Here is a 16,742-nt window from a genome sequence, read left to right as displayed (position 1 = left end):
GATGGAAAAGCCCGTCCTGCGAACGGAGAAAATTTACCCGGTCGGCAGAATGCCGGTCAAAACACAACCGAACCCAGGGAAAGCCCTGCAGAACAAGCGTTCTGCCCCTTGTGTTCTTTCATTGGAGACCACCATGGCTGACATTCGTACCCTTTCCGCCGAGGAGGCCCGCGCTGCCGTTCCGGCTCTCTCGGACGTGCTGGCCGACTGCGTTGCGGGCGGCGCCTCCGTCGGCTTCATGCAACCCTATGGGCCCGAGGATGCCGAACCCTATTGGCTAGACGTCGCCGATGCAGTTGCCACGGGCGGCAACCTGCTGCTGGTCGCCGAGCTGGACGGCAGGATCGTCGGTACCGTCCAGGTGGGTGCCGCGCAGATGCCGAACCAGCCGCATCGCGGCGACTTGAAGAAGCTCCTGGTGCATCGTTCCGCTCGCGGGCGTGGCCTCGCCCGGCTGCTGATGGAGGCGGCCGAGCGCGAGGCGGCAAGGCGTGGCAAAACCCTGCTCGTGCTCGACACGGCAACCGGCAGCGATGCCGAGGCGATTTACCCGCGGCTCGGTTGGCAGCGTGTCGGCGTGATCCCGGATTATGCGCTGTGGCCGGAAGGAGGCTTCTGCGATACCACCCTGTTCTACAAGCGGCTCACCTGACTGCGCCACGCGCCGCTTATGACCACCTTGCGAATATTGGAAGCGCACTGGTTAGAGTAGCACCCGCCGTCCATTGCGTCGCGTTCCAGCCGAACTGCCGTGATGCTTCAATGTTGATCGCCATATCGTCGATAAAGGCGATCTCCTTGGGTGGAACACCCGCACGTTCGGTCGCCAGCCGGAAAAAATCGGGAGAAGGCTTGCTGTGCCCAAGGGCAGCGGAATAGAGGATGTCGTCGAAATGTGCCCCAAGGCCCAGCTGTTCCATCAGGTAGCGCGCCCGCCTGTGCTCCTGGTTGGTCGCCAGGAAGAGAGTGACGCCGCTTTGCCTGAGCACGGCGAGATCTGCGAGGAGATTGCGGTCGAGGCGGGAATCATTTTCGAACCAGTAGTCGATCAGCGTCGTGGCGCTGAGATGGGGCGCGATCTTTTCGAGCACGGTGGCGAGCCTTGGCTCCAGCGCCTCACGGCCGATGATGATGTCACCCCAATGGATCTGGAAGAACGCCTGTTGCAGCAGGTCAGGCCGCAGCCCGAGATCGTGCTCGAGATAGGTGAAGTGGGACAGCCCATCGGCTGGACGACCATGAATGAGCACGCCGTCGACATCGACCATCAGCACTTTCATGCGGAAATTTCCCCCGGTCTCAAGACATCGCGAAGGTGAAGTCATCCTTCTCGGCGATCAAGGGCGCGGTGCCGGCTTTTTTGTCGCGGCCGACGCATGTAAGTCTAGACTTTCAAGCAAGGACGAATCCGAAATGCGCATCATCTATTCCGAAGACCACAAGCTGCGCGATGCCAGGTCCGAACTCCATGCCGGTCAGCTGGTGACGCCCTTCGAGGCGCCGTTTCGCGCCGAGTGGATCCTGGCGGCGGTCAAGGAGGCGGGTTTCCACGATGTGGTGGCGCCCGATACCCATGGGCTGGAAACGGCGCGTAAGGTGCATGATCCTGCCTATCTGGATTTCCTCGCCACCGTCTGGGATCGCTGGGTCGCGGCCGGTTTTACGGGCGAGGCGATCGCCAATTCCTTCGCCGTTCGCCGGACGAGCCAGCGCGTGCCCGACAATATCGTCGGCGCGATCGGCCATTATGCCAATGCCGCCGACACCTCGATCACCAAAGGCTCCTACGAGGCAGCGCTTGCCTCGATGCGCTGCGCGATGACAGGCGCCGATTGGCTGAATGCGGGCAACCGTTTCGCTTTCGCGCTCTGCCGCCCACCCGGCCATCACGCCGGCATCGATCTCTTCGGCGGCTATTGCTTCATCAACAATTCGGGCGTTGCGGCGCAGCGTCTGCTCGATCACGGCGCGAAGAAGGTTGCGGTGCTGGATGTCGATTTCCACCATGGTAATGGCACGCAGGACCTCTTCTATCGCAGAGGCGATGTCTTCACCGCTTCGCTGCATGGCGACCCCATGCACGCCTTTCCTTATTTCCTCGGTCATGCCGACGAGGAAGGCGAGGGGGAGGGCACAGGCGCTAACCGCAACTATCCGATGCCGCCCCATACGCCCTGGGAAGTCTGGTCTTCGGCGCTTGCTGATGCGCTCGCCCGCATCAAGGCCTTCGGTGCGGAGGCAATCGTCGTGGCGCTCGGCGTCGATACGTTCGAACGCGACCCGATCTCCTTCTTCCAGCTGAAATCGGAGGATTTCATTCGTATGGGAGAGATGATCTCCGCCGCCGGCCTGCCGGTCCTCGCCTGCATGGAGGGCGGCTACGGCGTGCCGGAAATCGGCCTCAACGTCGCCAACGTACTCGCGGGTCTGGAAGCCTGATCGCTACCTATGACCGACGAAACCGTTCTATCCCTCCCGACATCCCGCATGCTGAGCTGGGCGCGCAACTCCACCATCTATCGCCTGGAGCGAAGGATGATGACGGAAAAGCAGCTCTTTGACGCCATCACCCGCAAGGCGAAGGAGAAGTTCGAAGATATCAGCGCGGCACAGCTCAAGGCCGTTGCCGATTTCGCCGTTAAATTTGCCTATGACAACAAGGTGCTCGACGACAGCGCCTATGCTGAGATCAGCACCCGCTCTGCCGTGCGCGGCGGCAAATCGAAGCGCGCCATCGCCCAGAAGCTTGCGGTGAAAGGCGTCTCCAGCGAAAAGGTAGAGGCTGCACTCGAGCAGGCTGACGATCTCTATGCGGCGGCGATATTCGCCCGCAAGCGCGCCTTTGGTCCCTTCCGCCGGGTCGAGCTTGACGACAAGCGAAAGGTCAAAGAGCTTTCGGCTTTCGCCCGTAACGGCTTCAGCTTCGACATCGGCAGGAAGGTCTTCGACATGAGCGTCGAGGACGCCGAGGAGGTTATCCTTGCCGGCCGTCTTTGATGTTGCATCGCCTCGGCCCAGGAGATCGCCGATCCCTGGCATTCTTCAGCATCAGCGCTCTTGATCCCGGCATGAAAAGTTTGAATTTGGTTCTCCGCCGTCCTCGGCCTAGAACCGCGCCAGGATCGGAGGCCGCATGGACATCAAGAATATAGAGACTGGAACGGATGGCGCAGCCTTGATTGCGCAGCCGGGCGTGTCGTCGTCTTCGGGCGGCTTGGCGGCCGGCGTCGCGATGTGCCTGATGTCGATGTCTTCGATCCAGTTCGGCGCGGCGTTGTCTTCGTCAGCCATCGCGACCTATGGCGTTGCCGGCGCCACCTGGCTGCGCCTCGCTTTCGCGGCGATCATTCTTGCCGTTGTCGTCAGACCTTCCCTACTGCGTTATAGCGGCGCCCAATGGCGGGCGACCTTGCTGCTCGGCACGACGACCGCCGCTATGACGCTGTGTTTCTTCGCGGCGATCCAGCGACTGCCGCTCGGCCTGGCGATCGCCATCGATTTCCTCGGGCCGCTCTCTGTCGCCGTCTTCGGCTACGGCCTGACCTGGCGCCTGCTCTGGCCGCTGATTGCTGCGGCCGGCATTCTCTTCCTCGCCCATGACGGCGAAGGCTGGGTCGGCAATCTCCCCGGCGTCCTGTTCGCCCTCGGCTCGGCTGTGGGATGGGCGGTCTATATCCTGCTGACGAAGAAGGTCGGCGCTGCCTTCAAGGGGCTGGAAGGCCTCTCGATGTCGCTGATCGTTGCCGGTCTCGTCGCAACCCCCTTCGGCCTTGCCGAGACAGGGGGCGCCTTCACGTTGAAAGGACTGGCGGAGGTTCTCGGCCTTGCCATCCTCGTGCCGCTCTTGCCCTATGCGCTGGAGATGGTGGCGCTGCGGCGCATGCCGTCGGCATCCTTCGGCATCCTGATGAGCCTCGAACCGGCGCTCGGCGCGCTCGCCGGCTTTCTGATCCTGGCCCAGCCGATGACCGCGCTGCAGATGCTGGGTACGGCGCTCGTAGTGGCGGCCAGCGCCGGTGCCACCGCCTCGGCGGCAAAGACCTAGAGCACGTCGCGCAAAAGTGTCAGCGGTTTTGCGATAACGACATGCGCAAAAACAAAGATCGGAAGCGCAAAGAGCGAACATGAAAAACCGCGACGCGCCTTAGGATATGGATCAGGCGGGTTTGCGGTTGGGATCGTCGAGCGCCGGATTGTAGAACAGCGAAAGCGTCAGGCTCTTGGCGATCCGCTCTGCCGTCGCCATGAACCAGGCTTTGGCCTCCGGCGATGGGGCGATATCGTCGAGCGTTTCGGCAAACAGCGACAGCCACTTCGGAAAGAGATCAGGCGTCAGGTTCTGAACAGTCGTATGCGCCTGCACCGGCTTGCCGCCATAGGCGCCGCTGCGGAAGGCGACGGCCGACCAGAAGCTCTTCATCTTCTCCATATGCTCCGGCCAGCGACCGTTCAGCCTGGTGTCGAACACGGGGCCGAGATCGGGATGCGCAAGCACGCGCCCATAGAAGGTCTCGACCAGCCTGCCGATAAAGGCCTCGTCGACGCCCATCGCCCGCATCTCGGCCTCTGCCCTTTCGCGGATCGCCGCGACATGGGCAGGGCGGCCCTGAATGTCATTGTCCATCATAAACCCCGGCGCCGCGTGGTGCGGCGCCCTTCATATAGGTGCTTACGGCGGCGAGCCAAAGCTGTCCGTGCGGCTTGCGGCAATCTGTCAGCCGGCGAGCCTCAAGCACTTGACCGTCATCGCCTCGTTCTTTAGGTTTAGAATTATTCTAAATTATGGAGCGGATCATGTTGGCGCGATTTTTCAGATCCCCGAAACGTTCATTTGAGTCGCTGTCCGAGCAGGAGATCCTGGCCCTCGCGATCGCGTCCGAGGAAGACGATGCCCGCATCTATCTCGCCTATGCCGACAGGTTGCGCCGCGAATTTCCGGCCTCGGCCAAGATCTTCGAGGATATGGCCGAGGTCGAGGATACGCACCGCAAGTCATTGATCGAAATCCATCGTCAGCGTTTCGGCGAGCGCATCCCGCTGATCCGGCGCGAGCATGTCGAGGGGTTCTATGAGCGCAAACCTGACTGGTTGAGGGCAAATCTTTCGCTCGATGCGATGCGGCAGGAAACCGAGGCGATGGAGGATCAGGCCTACCGTTTTTACGTCGAAGCGGCAAAGCGAACCTCGGACGCCTCGACGCGCGAGCTTCTCGGCGATCTCGCCCTTGCCGAACAGGGGCATGAGGATATCGCTCGCATGCTGGGCGACAAGCATACGCCCGAGGACGTCAAGCATGCCGAGGACGAGACGGTGCGCCGGCAATTCGTGCTGACCTATGTGCAGCCGGGTCTTGCCGGGCTGATGGACGGCTCCGTTTCGACGCTGGCGCCGATCTTTGCCGCCGCCTTCGCCACGCAGGATACCTGGCAGACCTTCCTCGTCGGCCTTTCGGCCTCCGTCGGCGCCGGCATCTCGATGGGCTTTACCGAGGCCGCCCATGACGACGGCAAGATTTCCGGCCGAGGTTCCCCGGTCAAGCGCGGACTTGCCTGCGGCATCATGACGGCGCTCGGCGGCCTTGGCCACGCGCTGCCCTACCTCATTCCGCAGTTCTGGACTGCGACCATCACCGCCGCCATCATCGTCTTCTTCGAGCTCTGGGCGATCGCCTTCATCCAGAACAAATATATGGAGACGCCATTCCTGCGCGCAGCCTTCCAGGTCGTCGTCGGCGGCGGCCTAGTCCTCGGCGCCGGCATTTTGATCGGGAATGGGTGAGCTGCGGTCGAGCAAAGCCCGAGTAATCGATCCAGTGGATCGATTGCAGCAGCGAACGCCCTGAGCCAGGCGAAGGGCCGGGATACGGTTCGGCGTCTCGCTCACCAAAACAGAAAAGACCGGCGAATACGCCGGCCTTTCCCGCAGTCCCCCCGTTTTAACTCTTAGCGCAGCGCGCCGACCAGAACGTCGCGGCCGTTCTCGATGGTGACCCAGCGGCCGGCATTGTAGCTCGACTGACGCTTGACGAAGGAATAAGGCGTCGCAAACCACGGCTTCACCTCGGAGGCGAGGTTGTCGAGCACGAAATCGCCCTCGGCGGTGCGCAGCGTCAGCACGGCATGGCCTTCGCCGTCAGGTTTGCGCACGACGGTCATCAAGAGGTCGGCTGCCGAAAAGCCGCGCTGGATCAGCATGCGGCGCTTCAGGAGCGCGAAGTCTTCGCAGTCGCCGGCCGTGGTCGGATAGGCCCAGACCTCGTCCTTGCCGTAGATTTCCTTGTCGGTCATCGGCGTGATCGTGCGGTTGACCGTGGCGTTGATCGAACGCACCAGCGACCATTTTGCCGGAGTCATCTCGACCGGGCCGGAGTTGCGGTTCGGGCCGCATTCGCTGCGGTGAATCTGACAGAAATCGTAGTGGCCGATCGGCTGCGAGGTGGCATTGCCTGTTACCATGGAAGCATTTCTGCTTGGGGCCGGTATGGCGGCCGTGGCCATCGCAAAAATGGCCATCATGGCCACAAAGATACCCTTGATCCGCACGCCCGCTCTTCCTCGCATCGCCCCTTATTTATTAACAAAGTGTTAATGGAGAGGGCCGAGAAGAGTCAATCGTTACTTCTTAGGAGGTTCTCCCAACTCGCTGACATGGTTAAAATGCAACGCGGCCGGGGACCTGTTCGGGATGCGCGGCGGGTGCCGTTCAGGTGGGCTTCTCCATATTTGCCGATGAACGGAGGATGCCCCTGACGGCGCTGACGAGGAGCGCGAGATCGCTCGCGCGGGAGAGGCGGTGGTCGCCGTCGCGAATGAGGGTCAGCACCACGTCGTCGGCGGGAAGATGCTCGACGAGTTTCATCGCATGCGCATGCGGCACGTCGGGGTCTTTCATGCCCTGGAGAATATGCACCGGGCAGCCTGTTTCGATAATGCCGTCGAGCACGCGGTTCTGGCGCCCATCCTCGATCAGCGCCCTCGTATAGATGTTCGGCTCGGGGCTATATTGCGAGCGCTCTTCGAAATAGCCGCGTTCGGTAAGCGACTTGCGCTCCTTAGCCGTCAGGTTCGGTTCGATCAGGTCGGAGGTGAAATCGGGCGCCGGCGCGATCAGCACCATCCCCACGAGCTTTGGGCCTTCGAGCTTCGGCTCGCCATGGCGCGCAAGCTCCTGCGCCAGCCTGAGCGCGATCCAGCCGCCCATCGACGAGCCGACGAGAATCACCCGTTCCGGCGCGAGGTGGCCAATGACGGCCAGCGCCTCCTCCAGCCAGCGCGAGATCGTGCCGTCGCGGAAGCTGCCGCCGGAAAGTCCGTGGCCGGAATAGTCAAAGCGGATGCAGGCAAGCCCGAGTTCCGCCGCCAGCCCGTCGAGTTCCAACGCCTTGGTGCCGCTCATGTCGGATCGGTAGCCGGACAGCCAGACGAGCGTCGGAGCCTTGTTGCCGGCTTGCGCCGGGCGGACGAGCATGGCGATCTCACGCGCGGCCTCGCCCTCGCCGACTGTCAGGAACTGCGGCTGGGTATCTGGCATCTGATCGGGCATCGGCGAACCTCCTGTTGTTTTGGCCTATAAAACAGATTCTTGGCAGGCTGACAGCGGGTGATTTTTCCGCTAAAGGATGATATTGACTCCGTTGCAGCAATGACGCGACACGTTTGTGCACCCTGGATATGGGAGCGCGAGGCTGCAACGTTCCGAAACAACGCGAGGAGAATACGACCATTCGCAGACCTTTTAAGACCGATGCGCCCGTGAAGGACGGACCGCGCTCGAACCGTGAAATCCGCATTCCCAAAGTTCAGCTGATCGGGGCGAACGGTGAGAATTTGGGCATCGTGCCTACCGACCAGGCCCTGAGAATGGCGGAAGAAGCCGGCCTCGATCTCGTCGAAATTTCCCCCAATGTCGAACCGCCGGTGTGCAAGATCCTCGATCTGGGCAAGCTGAAATATGCAAACCAGAAGAAGGCTGCCGAAGCGCGCAAGAAGCAGAAGATCGTCGAAGTCAAAGAAATCAAGATGCGTCCGAACATCGACACCCATGATTATGAGGTGAAGATGAAGGCGATGGGTCGCTTCTTCGACGAAGGTGACAAGGTCAAGGTGACGCTGAAGTTCCGCGGCCGTGAAATGGCCCACCAGGAACTCGGCATGAAGCTGCTGCAGCAGGTCAAGGCCGATACGACCGAGGTCGCCAAGGTCGAAGCCGAGCCCAAGCTCGAAGGCCGCCAGATGATGATGGTACTGGCGCCGAAGTGAGCGCCAGGCACTTTTTCGCCCAAGGCCGTCCGCAAGGGCGGCTTTCGTGCTTTCGGGTCACGTGAAGATTCCTCCTGCGGCCCCGTTGCACTTTCATGACGCTGCGGTTATAAGCGCGCGTCCGAACTGACCGGCAGGGCATGCCGTGGCAGTTTCGAATGCTTGCGGGACGGTTCGTCGCCGATGCCGCAGATCAACAACAAACGCTCCCGCACCTTGTTGCGACGGCCGGAGAACCGGACTTCGCGAGGAGGGCTTTTTGATGAAGCGCGCAGGGAGGACAGAAGGAGTAGCAAAATGCCCAAGATGAAGACGAAGTCCTCTGCCAAGAAGCGGTTCAAGATCACCGCAACAGGCAAGGTCAAGGCTGCCGCTGCCGGCAAGCGCCATGGCATGATCAAGCGTACCAACAAGTTCATTCGCGATGCACGTGGCACCATGGTTCTCGCAGAACCGGATGGCCGCAAGGTTATCAAGAATTACCTGCCGAACGGTCTCTGAGACTCGTCCGCGAACGCTAGATTTAAGGAGATCATGATATGGCACGTGTAAAAAGAGGCGTTACCGCCCATGCCAAGCACAAGAAGGTTCTGAAGGCCGCAAAGGGCTTTTACGGCCGCCGCAAGAACACCATCCGTACCGCCAAGGCCGCTGTCGACCGTTCGAAGCAGTACGCTTACCGCGACCGCAAGGTCAACAAGCGCAACTTCCGTGCGCTCTGGATCCAGCGCATCAACGCCGCTGTCCGCGAATTCGGCCTGACCTACGGCCGCTTCATCGACGGCCTGAACAAGGCCGGCATCGAAGTCGACCGTAAGGTTCTCTCCGACATGGCGATCCACGAGCCGGAAGCATTCGGCGCGCTGGTCGGCGCTGCCAAGAAGGCCCTTGAGTACCTCAAGGAAACCGGCACGGCTAACGAGTTTGAAGGCGCGGTTCGTTAACCAGCGCTTCCCAAGCTTGACGCTTTTTTGAATTTTGGGAAACCCGCGCTGGTTTGGGCTAGCGCGGGTTTTTCTTTCTTTATATTCCTTGCGCCGGTCGGCGCCGCCCGCCTCCCGATCGCCCGCCTGATACTGGACGGAAAGAAGACGATGTCAGATATCGATCAGCTTAAATCCTCTTTGCTTGCCGAAATTGCTGCCGCTGGTGATGAGCCTGCGCTCGAAGCCGTGCGCGTTTCCGCGCTCGGCAAGAAGGGCTCGGTCTCCGAACTCCTGAAGACGCTCGGCGCGATGACGCCGGAGGAGCGCCAGACCCGGGGTGCCGCGATCAACGCCCTGAAGAACGAGGTGACGGACGCCATCACCGAGCGCAAATCAGTGCTGAAGGTGGCGGCGGTCAATGCCCGCCTGAAGGCCGAAACGGTCGATGTCAGCCTGCCGGTGCGCTCCTCGCCCGCCGAACGTGGCCGCATCCATCCGATCAGCCAGATCGTCGATGAGATCACAGCGATCTTCGCCGACATGGGCTTCTCGATCGCCGAAGGCCCCGATATCGAGACCGACTATTACAATTTCACGGCGCTGAACTTCCCTGAAGGCCACCCGGCTCGCGAGATGCACGACACCTTCTTCTTCAATCCGGATGAGAAAGGCGAGCGCAAGGTACTGCGCACCCACACGTCTCCGGTGCAGGTGCGCACGATGGAATCGCAAAAGCCGCCGATCCGCATCATCATCCCCGGCAAGACCTACCGCCAGGACAGCGACGCCACGCATTCGCCGATGTTCCATCAGGTCGAAGGCCTCGTCATCGACAAGAAGGCCAATGTCGCCAACATCCGCTGGGTGCTGGAAGAATTCTGCAAGACCTTCTTCGAGGTCGACAGCGTGACGATGCGCTTCCGCCCGTCCTTCTTCCCCTTCACCGAGCCCTCCTTCGAGGTCGATATCCAGTGCGACCGCTCCGGCCCGATCGTCAAGTTCGGCGAAGGCACCGACTGGATGGAGATCCTCGGCTGCGGCATGGTTCATCCGAACGTGCTGCGTTACGGCGGGCTCGATCCGGACGAGTATCAAGGTTTTGCCTGGGGCATGGGCCTCGATCGCATCGCCATGCTGAAATACGGCATGCCCGACCTGCGCGACTTCTTCAACGCCGACGTCCGCTGGATGACGCATTACGGCTTCCGCCCGCTCGACATGCCGACGCTGTTCGGCGGCCTCAGCGCTTGAACGGAGAATTGAAACGATGAAATTCACGCTCTCCTGGCTGAAAGAGCATCTGGAAACGGATGCCACGCTCGATGAAATCTGCACCCGCCTCACCCAGATCGGGTTGGAAGTGGAGGATGTCGATGACAAGGCGGCGTTCAAGCCCTTTGTCATCGCAAGGGTTGTCTCGGCGGAAAAACATCCCCAGGCCGATCGCCTGCAGGTGCTGATGGTCGATACGGGTTCCGGCGCACCGGTCCAGGTCGTCTGCGGTGCCCCGAATGCGCGCGCCGGCCTCGTCGGCGCCTTCGCCGCACCCGGAACCTATGTTCCCGGCATCGACGTGACGCTTGCCGTCGGCAATATCCGCGGCGTCGAAAGCCGCGGCATGATGTGCTCGGAAAAAGAACTTGAGATTTCCGACAACCACGACGGCATCATCGACCTTCCGGAAGACGCGCCTGTCGGTACGAGCTACGCCGCCTATATCAATCTCGACGATCCGGTTATCGAGATCAACCTGACGCCGAACCGTCCGGACTGCACGTCGATCCACGGTATCGCCCGCGATCTCGCAGCCTCCGGCCTCGGCACGTTGAAGACGCGGCCCGCGCCGTCCTTCGCCGTCGAAGGCGAAACGCCGGTCAAGCTGACGCTCGATCTCGACGATGCAAAGCTGTGCCCGGGCTTCGGCCTCCGGCTCGTTCGCGGCGTTAAGAATGGCCCGAGCCCGCGCTGGATGCAGCAGCGGCTGCTCGCCATCGGCCTGCGCCCGATCAATGCGCTCGTCGATATCACCAACTACATGACCTTCGACCAGGGCCGGCCGATGCACGTCTTCGACGCCGCCAAGGTCAAGGGCAACCTGACTGTCCGCCGCGCCAGGGAAGGTGAGACCGTGCTGGCGCTCGACCAGCGCGAATACAAGCTCGGTCCGAACAATGTCGTCATCTCCGACGAGGACGGCATCGAGTCGATCGGCGGCATTATGGGCGGCGAACATTCCGGCTGCGATGAGAACACTGTCGATGTGCTGATCGAGTCCGCTCTTTGGGATCCGATGAACATTGCCAAATCAGGCCGCAGCCTTGGCATCATCACCGATGCCCGCTACCGCTTCGAACGCGGCGTTGATCCGGAATATATGGTTCCCGGTCTGGAACGCACGACGGAACTGGTTCTGGAACTCTGCGGCGGTACGGCCGCCAGGGCAGAAGTTGTCGGTTACAAGGGTTACGAGCCGAAGATCGTCGAGTTTCCGTTTTCCGAGGTCAAGCGCTTGACCGGCCTCGAAATTCCCGCCGAAGAGATGAAGCAGATCCTGAGCCGGCTAGGCTTCGTGGTTGCCAAGGGCACCGGCGATGTAGGCTCCTGCTCCGTCGCTGTTCCCTCCTGGCGCCCCGATGTCGATGGCAAGGCCGATCTCGTCGAAGAGGTCATGCGCATTCATGGCGTTGACAACATCAAGCCGGCGCCGCTCGAAAGCCATGCTGCCGTCAATGGCCGCATTCTGACGACGCTGCAGATCCGCACGCGCGCTGCCAAGCGCGCGCTTGCCTCGCGCGGCATGCTGGAAGCCGTCACCTGGTCCTTCATTCCGGAAGATCAGGCAAAGCTCTTCGGTGGTGGTTCTCCGGCCCTCAAGCTTGCCAACCCGATTGCCGCCGAAATGTCGGATATGCGCCCCTCGCTGCTGCCCGGCCTGCTGACGGCTGCCCAGCGCAACGCCGATAAGGGCTATGGCGACGTGGCAATCTTCGAAGTGTCCGGCACCTATGAAAACGACACGCCGGAAGGCCAGCGGCGCGTCGCTGGCGGCATCCGCCGCGGCACGGCCTCGCTGTCAGGCGCCGGCCGCATGTGGTCGAATACGGCTAAAGGCGGCGGCAAGCCGGTCGACGTCTTCGACGCCAAGGCCGATGCGCTCGCCGTCATCGAAGCCTGCGGCCTACCGATGGGCAATATCCAGATCGAGCAAGGCGGGCCGGAATGGTATCATCCCGGCCGCTCCGGCACGATCAAGATGGGGCCGAAGGTCGTGCTCGGCTATTTCGGCGAATTCCATCCGCTGACGCTGGAAGCACTCGATGTCTCCGGGGCGCTGTGCGGCTTCGAAGTCTATGTCGACGCCATGCCGGAAGCCAAACGGAAGGCGACGCGCACCAAGCCGGCGCTTGAACTATCACCCTTCCAGGTGGTCCGGCGCGACTTCGCCTTCGTCGTCGATAGGACGGTGGAATCAGGCGCCATCATCAAGGCCGCGACGGGCGCCGACCGCAAGCTCATCACGGGCGTCAACGTCTTCGACATCTTCGAAGGCGCGTCGGTCGGTGAGGGCAAGAAGTCGGTAGCGATCGAGGTTCAGATCCAGCCGGTCGAGCGCACGCTGACGGACGAGGATTTCGAGGCGCTGACGCAGAAGATCGTGGCGAGCGTGACGAAATTCACCGGCGGCGTCCTGAGAAGCTGATCCTTACGGGTCTTTGCCAAGCATAAAGGACCGGCCGAGATGGCCGGTCTTTTCAACCGGTGTCCGTCTCTCAAAGATGGAGATGGTAGAGCTTGCTGACGATCGTCCATCGACCGTCGATCTTCAGCAGCGAGAGATAATCGGTAAAGCGCATTCCGGCGAAATCGTCGGTAACTTTAACGCTGGCCGCATCGCCCTCGACATCGACGCTCTGAATATCCATGAAGGGCTGCGTGCCGGGCGGCGCGGGCTCCTCGGCCAGGATCGCCGCGATGAATTCGTCCCGCGTCAGCCATTCGATGGCATTCTGGTAATAGCCGATGATCGAGCTTTTCGGGTGAAAGGCCTTTTTCAAGGCTGCCTCGTTGGCGAAGGCCATGCCTTCGACATAGAGGTGAACCGTCTGTTCGACTGCCTGCCTGTCCGACATGTTTTCATCCCGTTGCTTGGAATGAGGTTAAATAGCTTCGCCGGCCGCGAAGGCAAGCCCGGCCGAGTGCAACCGGCCGGGCTTCCTGTCTCAAAGGTTCGTCATTGCAAGCGAGGCATCCGAATAGCGCTTGCCGGCCACCTGTGCTGCGGGGATCGTCTCGCTAAGCTGCTCGAGTTCCGCAGCGCTCAGCGTGATATCGGCTGCGGCGGCATTCTGCTCGAGGTGGTGAAGCTTGCGCGCGCCGGGGATCGGCACGATGTCGTTCCCTTGGCTCAGCACCCAGGCCAGCGCCAGCTGCGCGGCCGTCACGCCTTTCTCGGCTGCAAGCTCTTCGAGCGTCGCGACGAGGGCCGCGTTGGCGTCGAAATTCTCGGCCTGGAACCGCGGCACCTGCCGGCGGAAATCGTCGGCGGCGAGATCCTCCACTTTGCGAATCGCCCCGGTCAGGAAACCGCGGCCGAGCGGGCTGTAGGGCACGAAGCCGATGCCGAGCTCGCGGCAGGTGGCGAGCACCTCCTCTTCCGGGTCGCGCGTCCACAGCGAATATTCGCTCTGAAGGGCTGCGATCGGATGGACCGCATGCGCGCGGCGGATGGTGGCGCTGCCGGCTTCCGAAAGGCCGAGCGCGCGGACTTTCCCTTCCCTGACCAACTCGGCCATGACGCCCACTGTCTCTTCGATCGGCACGTCGGGATCGACCCGATGCTGGTAGAGGAGGTCGATGGTCTCGATGCCGAGGCGCTTCAACGAAGCCTCGGCGACGTCTCGCACATGCTCGGGGCGGCTGTTGACGCCGGCGATGGCGGCCGCACCCTTCTGGCTGGTATCGATCTTGAAGCCGAACTTGGTGGCGATCACGACGCGGTCGCGGAATGGCTTCAGAGCCTTGCCGAGAAGAACCTCGTTGGTGAAGGGACCATAGACTTCGGCGGTGTCGAAAAAAGTGACGCCGAGATCGACGGCGCGCTGCAGGGTCCTGATCGATTCCGCTTCGTCGCTGACGCCATAGGCAAAGCTCATGCCCATGCAGCCAAGGCCGACGGCAGAGACGGTAAGATCGTTTCCGAGTTTTCGGGTTTTCATGTTGCGCTCCTTTGAGCTGATCTGCACCGCGTTGGGATCGTTGCGGTACGGACAGACCATATCGGTCTCCAATAAATCGGAAAATACGTGCAGTTTCTAACAGCCTGTTCTATCATTTCGATCAATGAACAGAACACAGCTCTCCCAACTCGCCGTTCTCGCCGCCGTCTCGGAGCATCGCAGCTTCCGGGCTGCGGCCAGAGAACTCCTCGTCGCGCCATCGGCGGTCAGCCATGCGATCTCGAGCCTGGAGGAAAGCCTGGGCGTCCGGCTCCTGGCGCGCACCACCCGGAGCGTCGCGCCGACGGAGGAGGGCCGCCTGCTTCTCGAAAGGCTCCGCCCGGCGCTCGAGGAGATCGCCGTTGCATTGGAGGCAGTCACCGACGCGCGCGACAAGCCTGCCGGAAACCTGCGCATCACGGCGCCGCGCTTTGCCTCCGATATCCTGCTCGCCACGCGCCTCGGCGATTTTCTCAATCTCTATCCCGATATCACCCTGGAGATCGCCAACGAGGACGGCTTCACCGACATCGTCAAGGAAGGGTTCGACGCCGGCATCCGGCTGGAGGAGAGCCTGGAGGCTGATATGATCGCGGTCAGGATCTCGCCCAACCTGACGACGGTCATCGCCGCGTCGCCGGAATATTTCGAGCGCTATCCGAAGCCGGAGCATCCCCGCGATCTCGTCCGTCATCGCTGCATCAAGCGGCGCTTCACCAACGGCTCGATCTATCGCTGGGAATTCGAAAAGGACGGGCAGGAACTGGTCGTGCCGGTCGACGGGCCGCTGATCGTCAGCGAGGATCGGCTCGCTCTTCTTGCGGCGCTGAACGGCGCAGGCCTTGCCTATCTCTTCAACATGCGGGTGCATTCCGAACTGGCGGCCGGCAGGCTTGTGCGGGTGCTGGAGGATTGGTGCGCGCCCTATCCCGGGCCGTATCTTTATTATCCCAGCCGGCGGCAAATGCGGCCGGCGCTGCGCGCCTTCATCGATTTTTTCAGATATGTCGAAAAGGATACGGGCGGGCGGGGCTAGGACAGCCGCCCGTATCCTTCATTCCGTCAGGCAGCTTTCGCCTTCTGGTTTGCCGCCGTGGTGGCAAGCCGGGAGAGGGTCTTGTCGGTCGCCGTTTCCTCCTGCAGCGTCTGGTCAAGCAGGCTGACGACATCCTTGAGGCCGAGCGTCGCGGCCCAGGTCTTCAGTGTGCCGTAGCGGGCAATCTCGTAATGTTCGACGGCCTGGGCAGCCGAGATCAGGCCGGCATCCAGCGCCTGCGTGCCCTTGAATTCATCCATGATTTCCTCGCCCTCGGCGATAATGCCCTGGATCGCCTCGCAGGTCTTGCCCTGGGCGCGTTTGCCGATCTTGTCGAAAACCTGCTGCAGGCGCTCGACCTGGCCTTCGGTCTCCTCGCGATGCTTCTCGAAGCCCGCCTTCAGTTCGGAGGATTGCGCCGCGCGCGCCATCTTCGGCAGGGCGCGCAGAATTTGCCGCTCGGCAAAATAGATGTCCTTCAGCGTGTCGTAGAAGAGATCTTCCAACGTTTTTTCCTTGGCCATTTTCTCGATCCTTGTTTTGGGGGAAACCGCGCGAAGCGGCGACACATTAAGAAGCGAAGACCACGCAAATTGTTCCCGATCGTTTTCGGGTGGACGGGAAATGCGCCGCAGGCGATGATTCTCAGGTCGACAGTGAGGAGAGAAAGCCATGCGGAAGCCGGGTTCGATGAAGGGTCTGGAGGATCTCGGCCGCGTGCGGCTGTCACAGAACTTCTTCCTCCGCGATTTCCTGCATTCCGAAATCGCCGATTTCTACCGCATTCCCAATATCCCCGAGGATCCCGATCTGGCGATCGAGGCGGGCCGCAGGCTCTGCGAGGAATTGTTGGAGCCGCTGGAGGCGACGTTCGGGCGTCTGCATATCCGCTCCGGCTATCGTTCGCCTGAGGTCAACAGGTTCGGCAACGAGAACAATCTGAACTGCTCGACCAATGCCGGCACTGCTGCGCATCACATCTGGGATATGAGGGACTTTGACGGCTGCATGGGCGCTGCGGTCTGTATTGTCGTGCCGTGGCTGGTCGACCGCTACCGCGACGAAAGCGACTGGCAGCGACTCGCCTGGTGGATCCACGACCACCTGCCTTATGCCTCTGTCTGCTTCTTCCCCAAGCTGTGGGCCTTCAATATCCAGTGGCACGAACGGCCGAAACGGGTGATCCAGAGTTATATCAGCCCGCGCGGCATCCTCACCAAGCCGGGCATGGCGAACTGGGAAGGAGACCATTCCGAGTGGTACGAAGGCTTTCCCGCGCTTACAGCGCCGCGCATCTTCTGATTGA

Annotated in this window: 19 protein-coding genes; 12 read left to right on the top strand and 7 right to left on the bottom strand. The window is 61.7% G+C overall.

What is annotated here, in order from left to right; genetic code table 11:
* Window positions 1-133: 133 nt before the first annotated feature.
* Complete coding sequence (locus EFB14_RS13420) at window positions 134-652, top strand: GNAT family N-acetyltransferase (RefSeq protein ID WP_126825916.1); 519 nt, start codon at window positions 134-136, stop codon at window positions 650-652.
* Window positions 653-668: 16 nt separating this feature from the next.
* On the opposite strand, the gene EFB14_RS13415 is transcribed toward EFB14_RS13420, so the two are convergent.
* Window positions 669-1,280 (bottom strand): HAD-IA family hydrolase, encoded by a 612-nt coding sequence (locus EFB14_RS13415; protein WP_126825913.1) that lies wholly within the window; start codon window positions 1,278-1,280, stop codon window positions 669-671.
* A gap of 133 nt (window positions 1,281-1,413) precedes the next feature.
* Here EFB14_RS13415 and EFB14_RS13410 point away from each other — a divergent pair, with 133 nt between their 5' ends.
* The 3 genes from EFB14_RS13410 (at window position 1,414) to EFB14_RS13400 (ending at window position 4,045) form a co-directional block, all read left to right on the top strand.
* On the top strand, window positions 1,414-2,439 hold the full coding sequence (locus tag EFB14_RS13410) for a histone deacetylase family protein (RefSeq protein WP_126825910.1): 1,026 nt from the start codon (window positions 1,414-1,416) through the stop codon (window positions 2,437-2,439).
* A 9-nt stretch (window positions 2,440-2,448) separates the two neighbouring features.
* Window positions 2,449-2,997 (top strand): recombination regulator RecX, encoded by a 549-nt coding sequence (gene recX, locus EFB14_RS13405; protein WP_125841709.1) that lies wholly within the window; start codon window positions 2,449-2,451, stop codon window positions 2,995-2,997.
* Between the two features lie 136 nt (window positions 2,998-3,133).
* A complete protein-coding gene (locus EFB14_RS13400; protein WP_125841711.1) occupies window positions 3,134-4,045 on the top strand; it encodes an EamA family transporter in 912 nt (303 codons plus the stop codon).
* A 111-nt stretch (window positions 4,046-4,156) separates the two neighbouring features.
* Here the strand turns inward: EFB14_RS13400 and EFB14_RS13395 are convergent, their stop codons facing one another.
* On the bottom strand, window positions 4,157-4,624 hold the full coding sequence (locus tag EFB14_RS13395; RefSeq protein WP_125841713.1) for a group III truncated hemoglobin: 468 nt from the start codon (window positions 4,622-4,624) through the stop codon (window positions 4,157-4,159).
* A 170-nt stretch (window positions 4,625-4,794) separates the two neighbouring features.
* On the opposite strand from EFB14_RS13395, the gene mbfA reads away from it, so the two are divergent.
* The gene (gene mbfA / locus EFB14_RS13390) at window positions 4,795-5,778 is read left to right on the top strand and encodes an iron exporter MbfA (protein WP_125841715.1); all 984 of its coding nucleotides are present in this window, start codon (window positions 4,795-4,797) and stop codon (window positions 5,776-5,778) included.
* 164 nt (window positions 5,779-5,942) lie between these two features.
* Here mbfA and EFB14_RS13385 read toward each other — a convergent pair whose 3' ends face one another.
* Window positions 5,943-6,542, bottom strand: coding sequence for a transglutaminase-like cysteine peptidase (locus tag EFB14_RS13385; protein ID WP_126825907.1), 600 nt, complete (start codon window positions 6,540-6,542; stop codon window positions 5,943-5,945).
* A gap of 160 nt (window positions 6,543-6,702) precedes the next feature.
* A complete protein-coding gene (locus EFB14_RS13380) occupies window positions 6,703-7,542 on the bottom strand; it encodes an alpha/beta hydrolase (RefSeq protein ID WP_126825904.1) in 840 nt (279 codons plus the stop codon).
* 179 nt (window positions 7,543-7,721) lie between these two features.
* Here EFB14_RS13380 and infC point away from each other — a divergent pair, with 179 nt between their 5' ends.
* The 5 genes from infC to pheT all read left to right on the top strand — a co-directional run bounded on the left by infC (window position 7,722) and on the right by pheT (window position 12,884).
* The gene (gene infC / locus EFB14_RS13375; RefSeq protein ID WP_245438240.1) at window positions 7,722-8,258 is read left to right on the top strand and encodes a translation initiation factor IF-3; all 537 of its coding nucleotides are present in this window, start codon (window positions 7,722-7,724) and stop codon (window positions 8,256-8,258) included.
* Between the two features lie 297 nt (window positions 8,259-8,555).
* Window positions 8,556-8,759, top strand: a complete 204-nt coding sequence (rpmI, locus tag EFB14_RS13365) for a 50S ribosomal protein L35 (protein WP_003570998.1) — start codon at window positions 8,556-8,558, stop codon at window positions 8,757-8,759.
* A 38-nt stretch (window positions 8,760-8,797) separates the two neighbouring features.
* The gene (rplT, locus tag EFB14_RS13360; protein WP_125841723.1) at window positions 8,798-9,202 is read left to right on the top strand and encodes a 50S ribosomal protein L20; all 405 of its coding nucleotides are present in this window, start codon (window positions 8,798-8,800) and stop codon (window positions 9,200-9,202) included.
* Between the two features lie 150 nt (window positions 9,203-9,352).
* Complete coding sequence (gene pheS, locus EFB14_RS13355) at window positions 9,353-10,435, top strand: phenylalanine--tRNA ligase subunit alpha (protein WP_126825901.1); 1,083 nt, start codon at window positions 9,353-9,355, stop codon at window positions 10,433-10,435.
* A gap of 16 nt (window positions 10,436-10,451) precedes the next feature.
* Window positions 10,452-12,884, top strand: a complete 2,433-nt coding sequence (gene pheT / locus EFB14_RS13350; protein ID WP_126825898.1) for a phenylalanine--tRNA ligase subunit beta — start codon at window positions 10,452-10,454, stop codon at window positions 12,882-12,884.
* Window positions 12,885-12,954: 70 nt separating this feature from the next.
* On the opposite strand, the gene EFB14_RS13345 is transcribed toward pheT, so the two are convergent.
* Entirely contained in the window at window positions 12,955-13,314 is a 360-nt protein-coding gene (locus tag EFB14_RS13345; protein ID WP_126825895.1) for a nuclear transport factor 2 family protein, read from the bottom strand.
* A 90-nt stretch (window positions 13,315-13,404) separates the two neighbouring features.
* Window positions 13,405-14,400 (bottom strand): aldo/keto reductase, encoded by a 996-nt coding sequence (locus EFB14_RS13340; protein WP_126825892.1) that lies wholly within the window; start codon window positions 14,398-14,400, stop codon window positions 13,405-13,407.
* Between the two features lie 124 nt (window positions 14,401-14,524).
* Between EFB14_RS13340 and EFB14_RS13335 the strand changes: the two genes are divergently transcribed.
* Window positions 14,525-15,436 carry a LysR family transcriptional regulator gene (locus EFB14_RS13335; RefSeq protein ID WP_125841733.1) on the top strand — a complete coding sequence of 304 codons (912 nt, stop codon included), beginning with the start codon at window positions 14,525-14,527 and terminating at the stop codon, window positions 15,434-15,436.
* Window positions 15,437-15,462: 26 nt separating this feature from the next.
* Here EFB14_RS13335 and EFB14_RS13330 read toward each other — a convergent pair whose 3' ends face one another.
* Window positions 15,463-15,960: a YciE/YciF ferroxidase family protein gene (locus tag EFB14_RS13330; RefSeq protein WP_125841735.1), complete on the bottom strand. Its 498-nt coding sequence runs from the start codon at window positions 15,958-15,960 to the stop codon at window positions 15,463-15,465.
* A gap of 148 nt (window positions 15,961-16,108) precedes the next feature.
* Here EFB14_RS13330 and EFB14_RS13325 point away from each other — a divergent pair, with 148 nt between their 5' ends.
* The gene (locus tag EFB14_RS13325) at window positions 16,109-16,738 is read left to right on the top strand and encodes a hypothetical protein (protein ID WP_126825889.1); all 630 of its coding nucleotides are present in this window, start codon (window positions 16,109-16,111) and stop codon (window positions 16,736-16,738) included.
* Window positions 16,739-16,742 lie beyond the last annotated feature (4 nt).

The organism is Rhizobium fabae, from assembly GCF_003985135.1.
Lineage (GTDB): Bacteria > Pseudomonadota > Alphaproteobacteria > Rhizobiales > Rhizobiaceae > Rhizobium > Rhizobium pisi.
Note: the sequence above shows the minus strand (reverse complement) of the source record. Positions and strands in the feature narration are given on the sequence as shown.

Bases quoted from the DNA above. Each gene is read 5' to 3' on its own strand.
- EFB14_RS13420 (WP_126825916.1), top strand. From the start codon at position 134: ATGGCTGACATTCGTACCCTTTCCGCCGAGGAGGCCCGCGCTGCCGTT.
- EFB14_RS13340 (WP_126825892.1), bottom strand. From the start codon at position 14,400: ATGAAAACCCGAAAACTCGGAAACGATCTTACCGTCTCTGCCGTCGGC.
- EFB14_RS13410 (WP_126825910.1), top strand. From the start codon at position 1,414: ATGCGCATCATCTATTCCGAAGACCACAAGCTGCGCGATGCCAGGTCC.
- EFB14_RS13380 (WP_126825904.1), bottom strand. From the start codon at position 7,542: ATGCCCGATCAGATGCCAGATACCCAGCCGCAGTTCCTGACAGTCGGC.
- rplT (WP_125841723.1), top strand. From the start codon at position 8,798: ATGGCACGTGTAAAAAGAGGCGTTACCGCCCATGCCAAGCACAAGAAG.
- EFB14_RS13325 (WP_126825889.1), top strand. From the start codon at position 16,109: ATGCGGAAGCCGGGTTCGATGAAGGGTCTGGAGGATCTCGGCCGCGTG.
- EFB14_RS13335 (WP_125841733.1), top strand. From the start codon at position 14,525: ATGAACAGAACACAGCTCTCCCAACTCGCCGTTCTCGCCGCCGTCTCG.
- EFB14_RS13330 (WP_125841735.1), bottom strand. From the start codon at position 15,960: ATGGCCAAGGAAAAAACGTTGGAAGATCTCTTCTACGACACGCTGAAG.
- mbfA (WP_125841715.1), top strand. From the start codon at position 4,795: ATGTTGGCGCGATTTTTCAGATCCCCGAAACGTTCATTTGAGTCGCTG.
- EFB14_RS13400 (WP_125841711.1), top strand. From the start codon at position 3,134: ATGGACATCAAGAATATAGAGACTGGAACGGATGGCGCAGCCTTGATT.
- EFB14_RS13415 (WP_126825913.1), bottom strand. From the start codon at position 1,280: ATGAAAGTGCTGATGGTCGATGTCGACGGCGTGCTCATTCATGGTCGT.
- EFB14_RS13395 (WP_125841713.1), bottom strand. From the start codon at position 4,624: ATGGACAATGACATTCAGGGCCGCCCTGCCCATGTCGCGGCGATCCGC.
- EFB14_RS13345 (WP_126825895.1), bottom strand. From the start codon at position 13,314: ATGTCGGACAGGCAGGCAGTCGAACAGACGGTTCACCTCTATGTCGAA.
- recX (WP_125841709.1), top strand. From the start codon at position 2,449: ATGACCGACGAAACCGTTCTATCCCTCCCGACATCCCGCATGCTGAGC.
- pheS (WP_126825901.1), top strand. From the start codon at position 9,353: ATGTCAGATATCGATCAGCTTAAATCCTCTTTGCTTGCCGAAATTGCT.
- pheT (WP_126825898.1), top strand. From the start codon at position 10,452: ATGAAATTCACGCTCTCCTGGCTGAAAGAGCATCTGGAAACGGATGCC.
- rpmI (WP_003570998.1), top strand. From the start codon at position 8,556: ATGCCCAAGATGAAGACGAAGTCCTCTGCCAAGAAGCGGTTCAAGATC.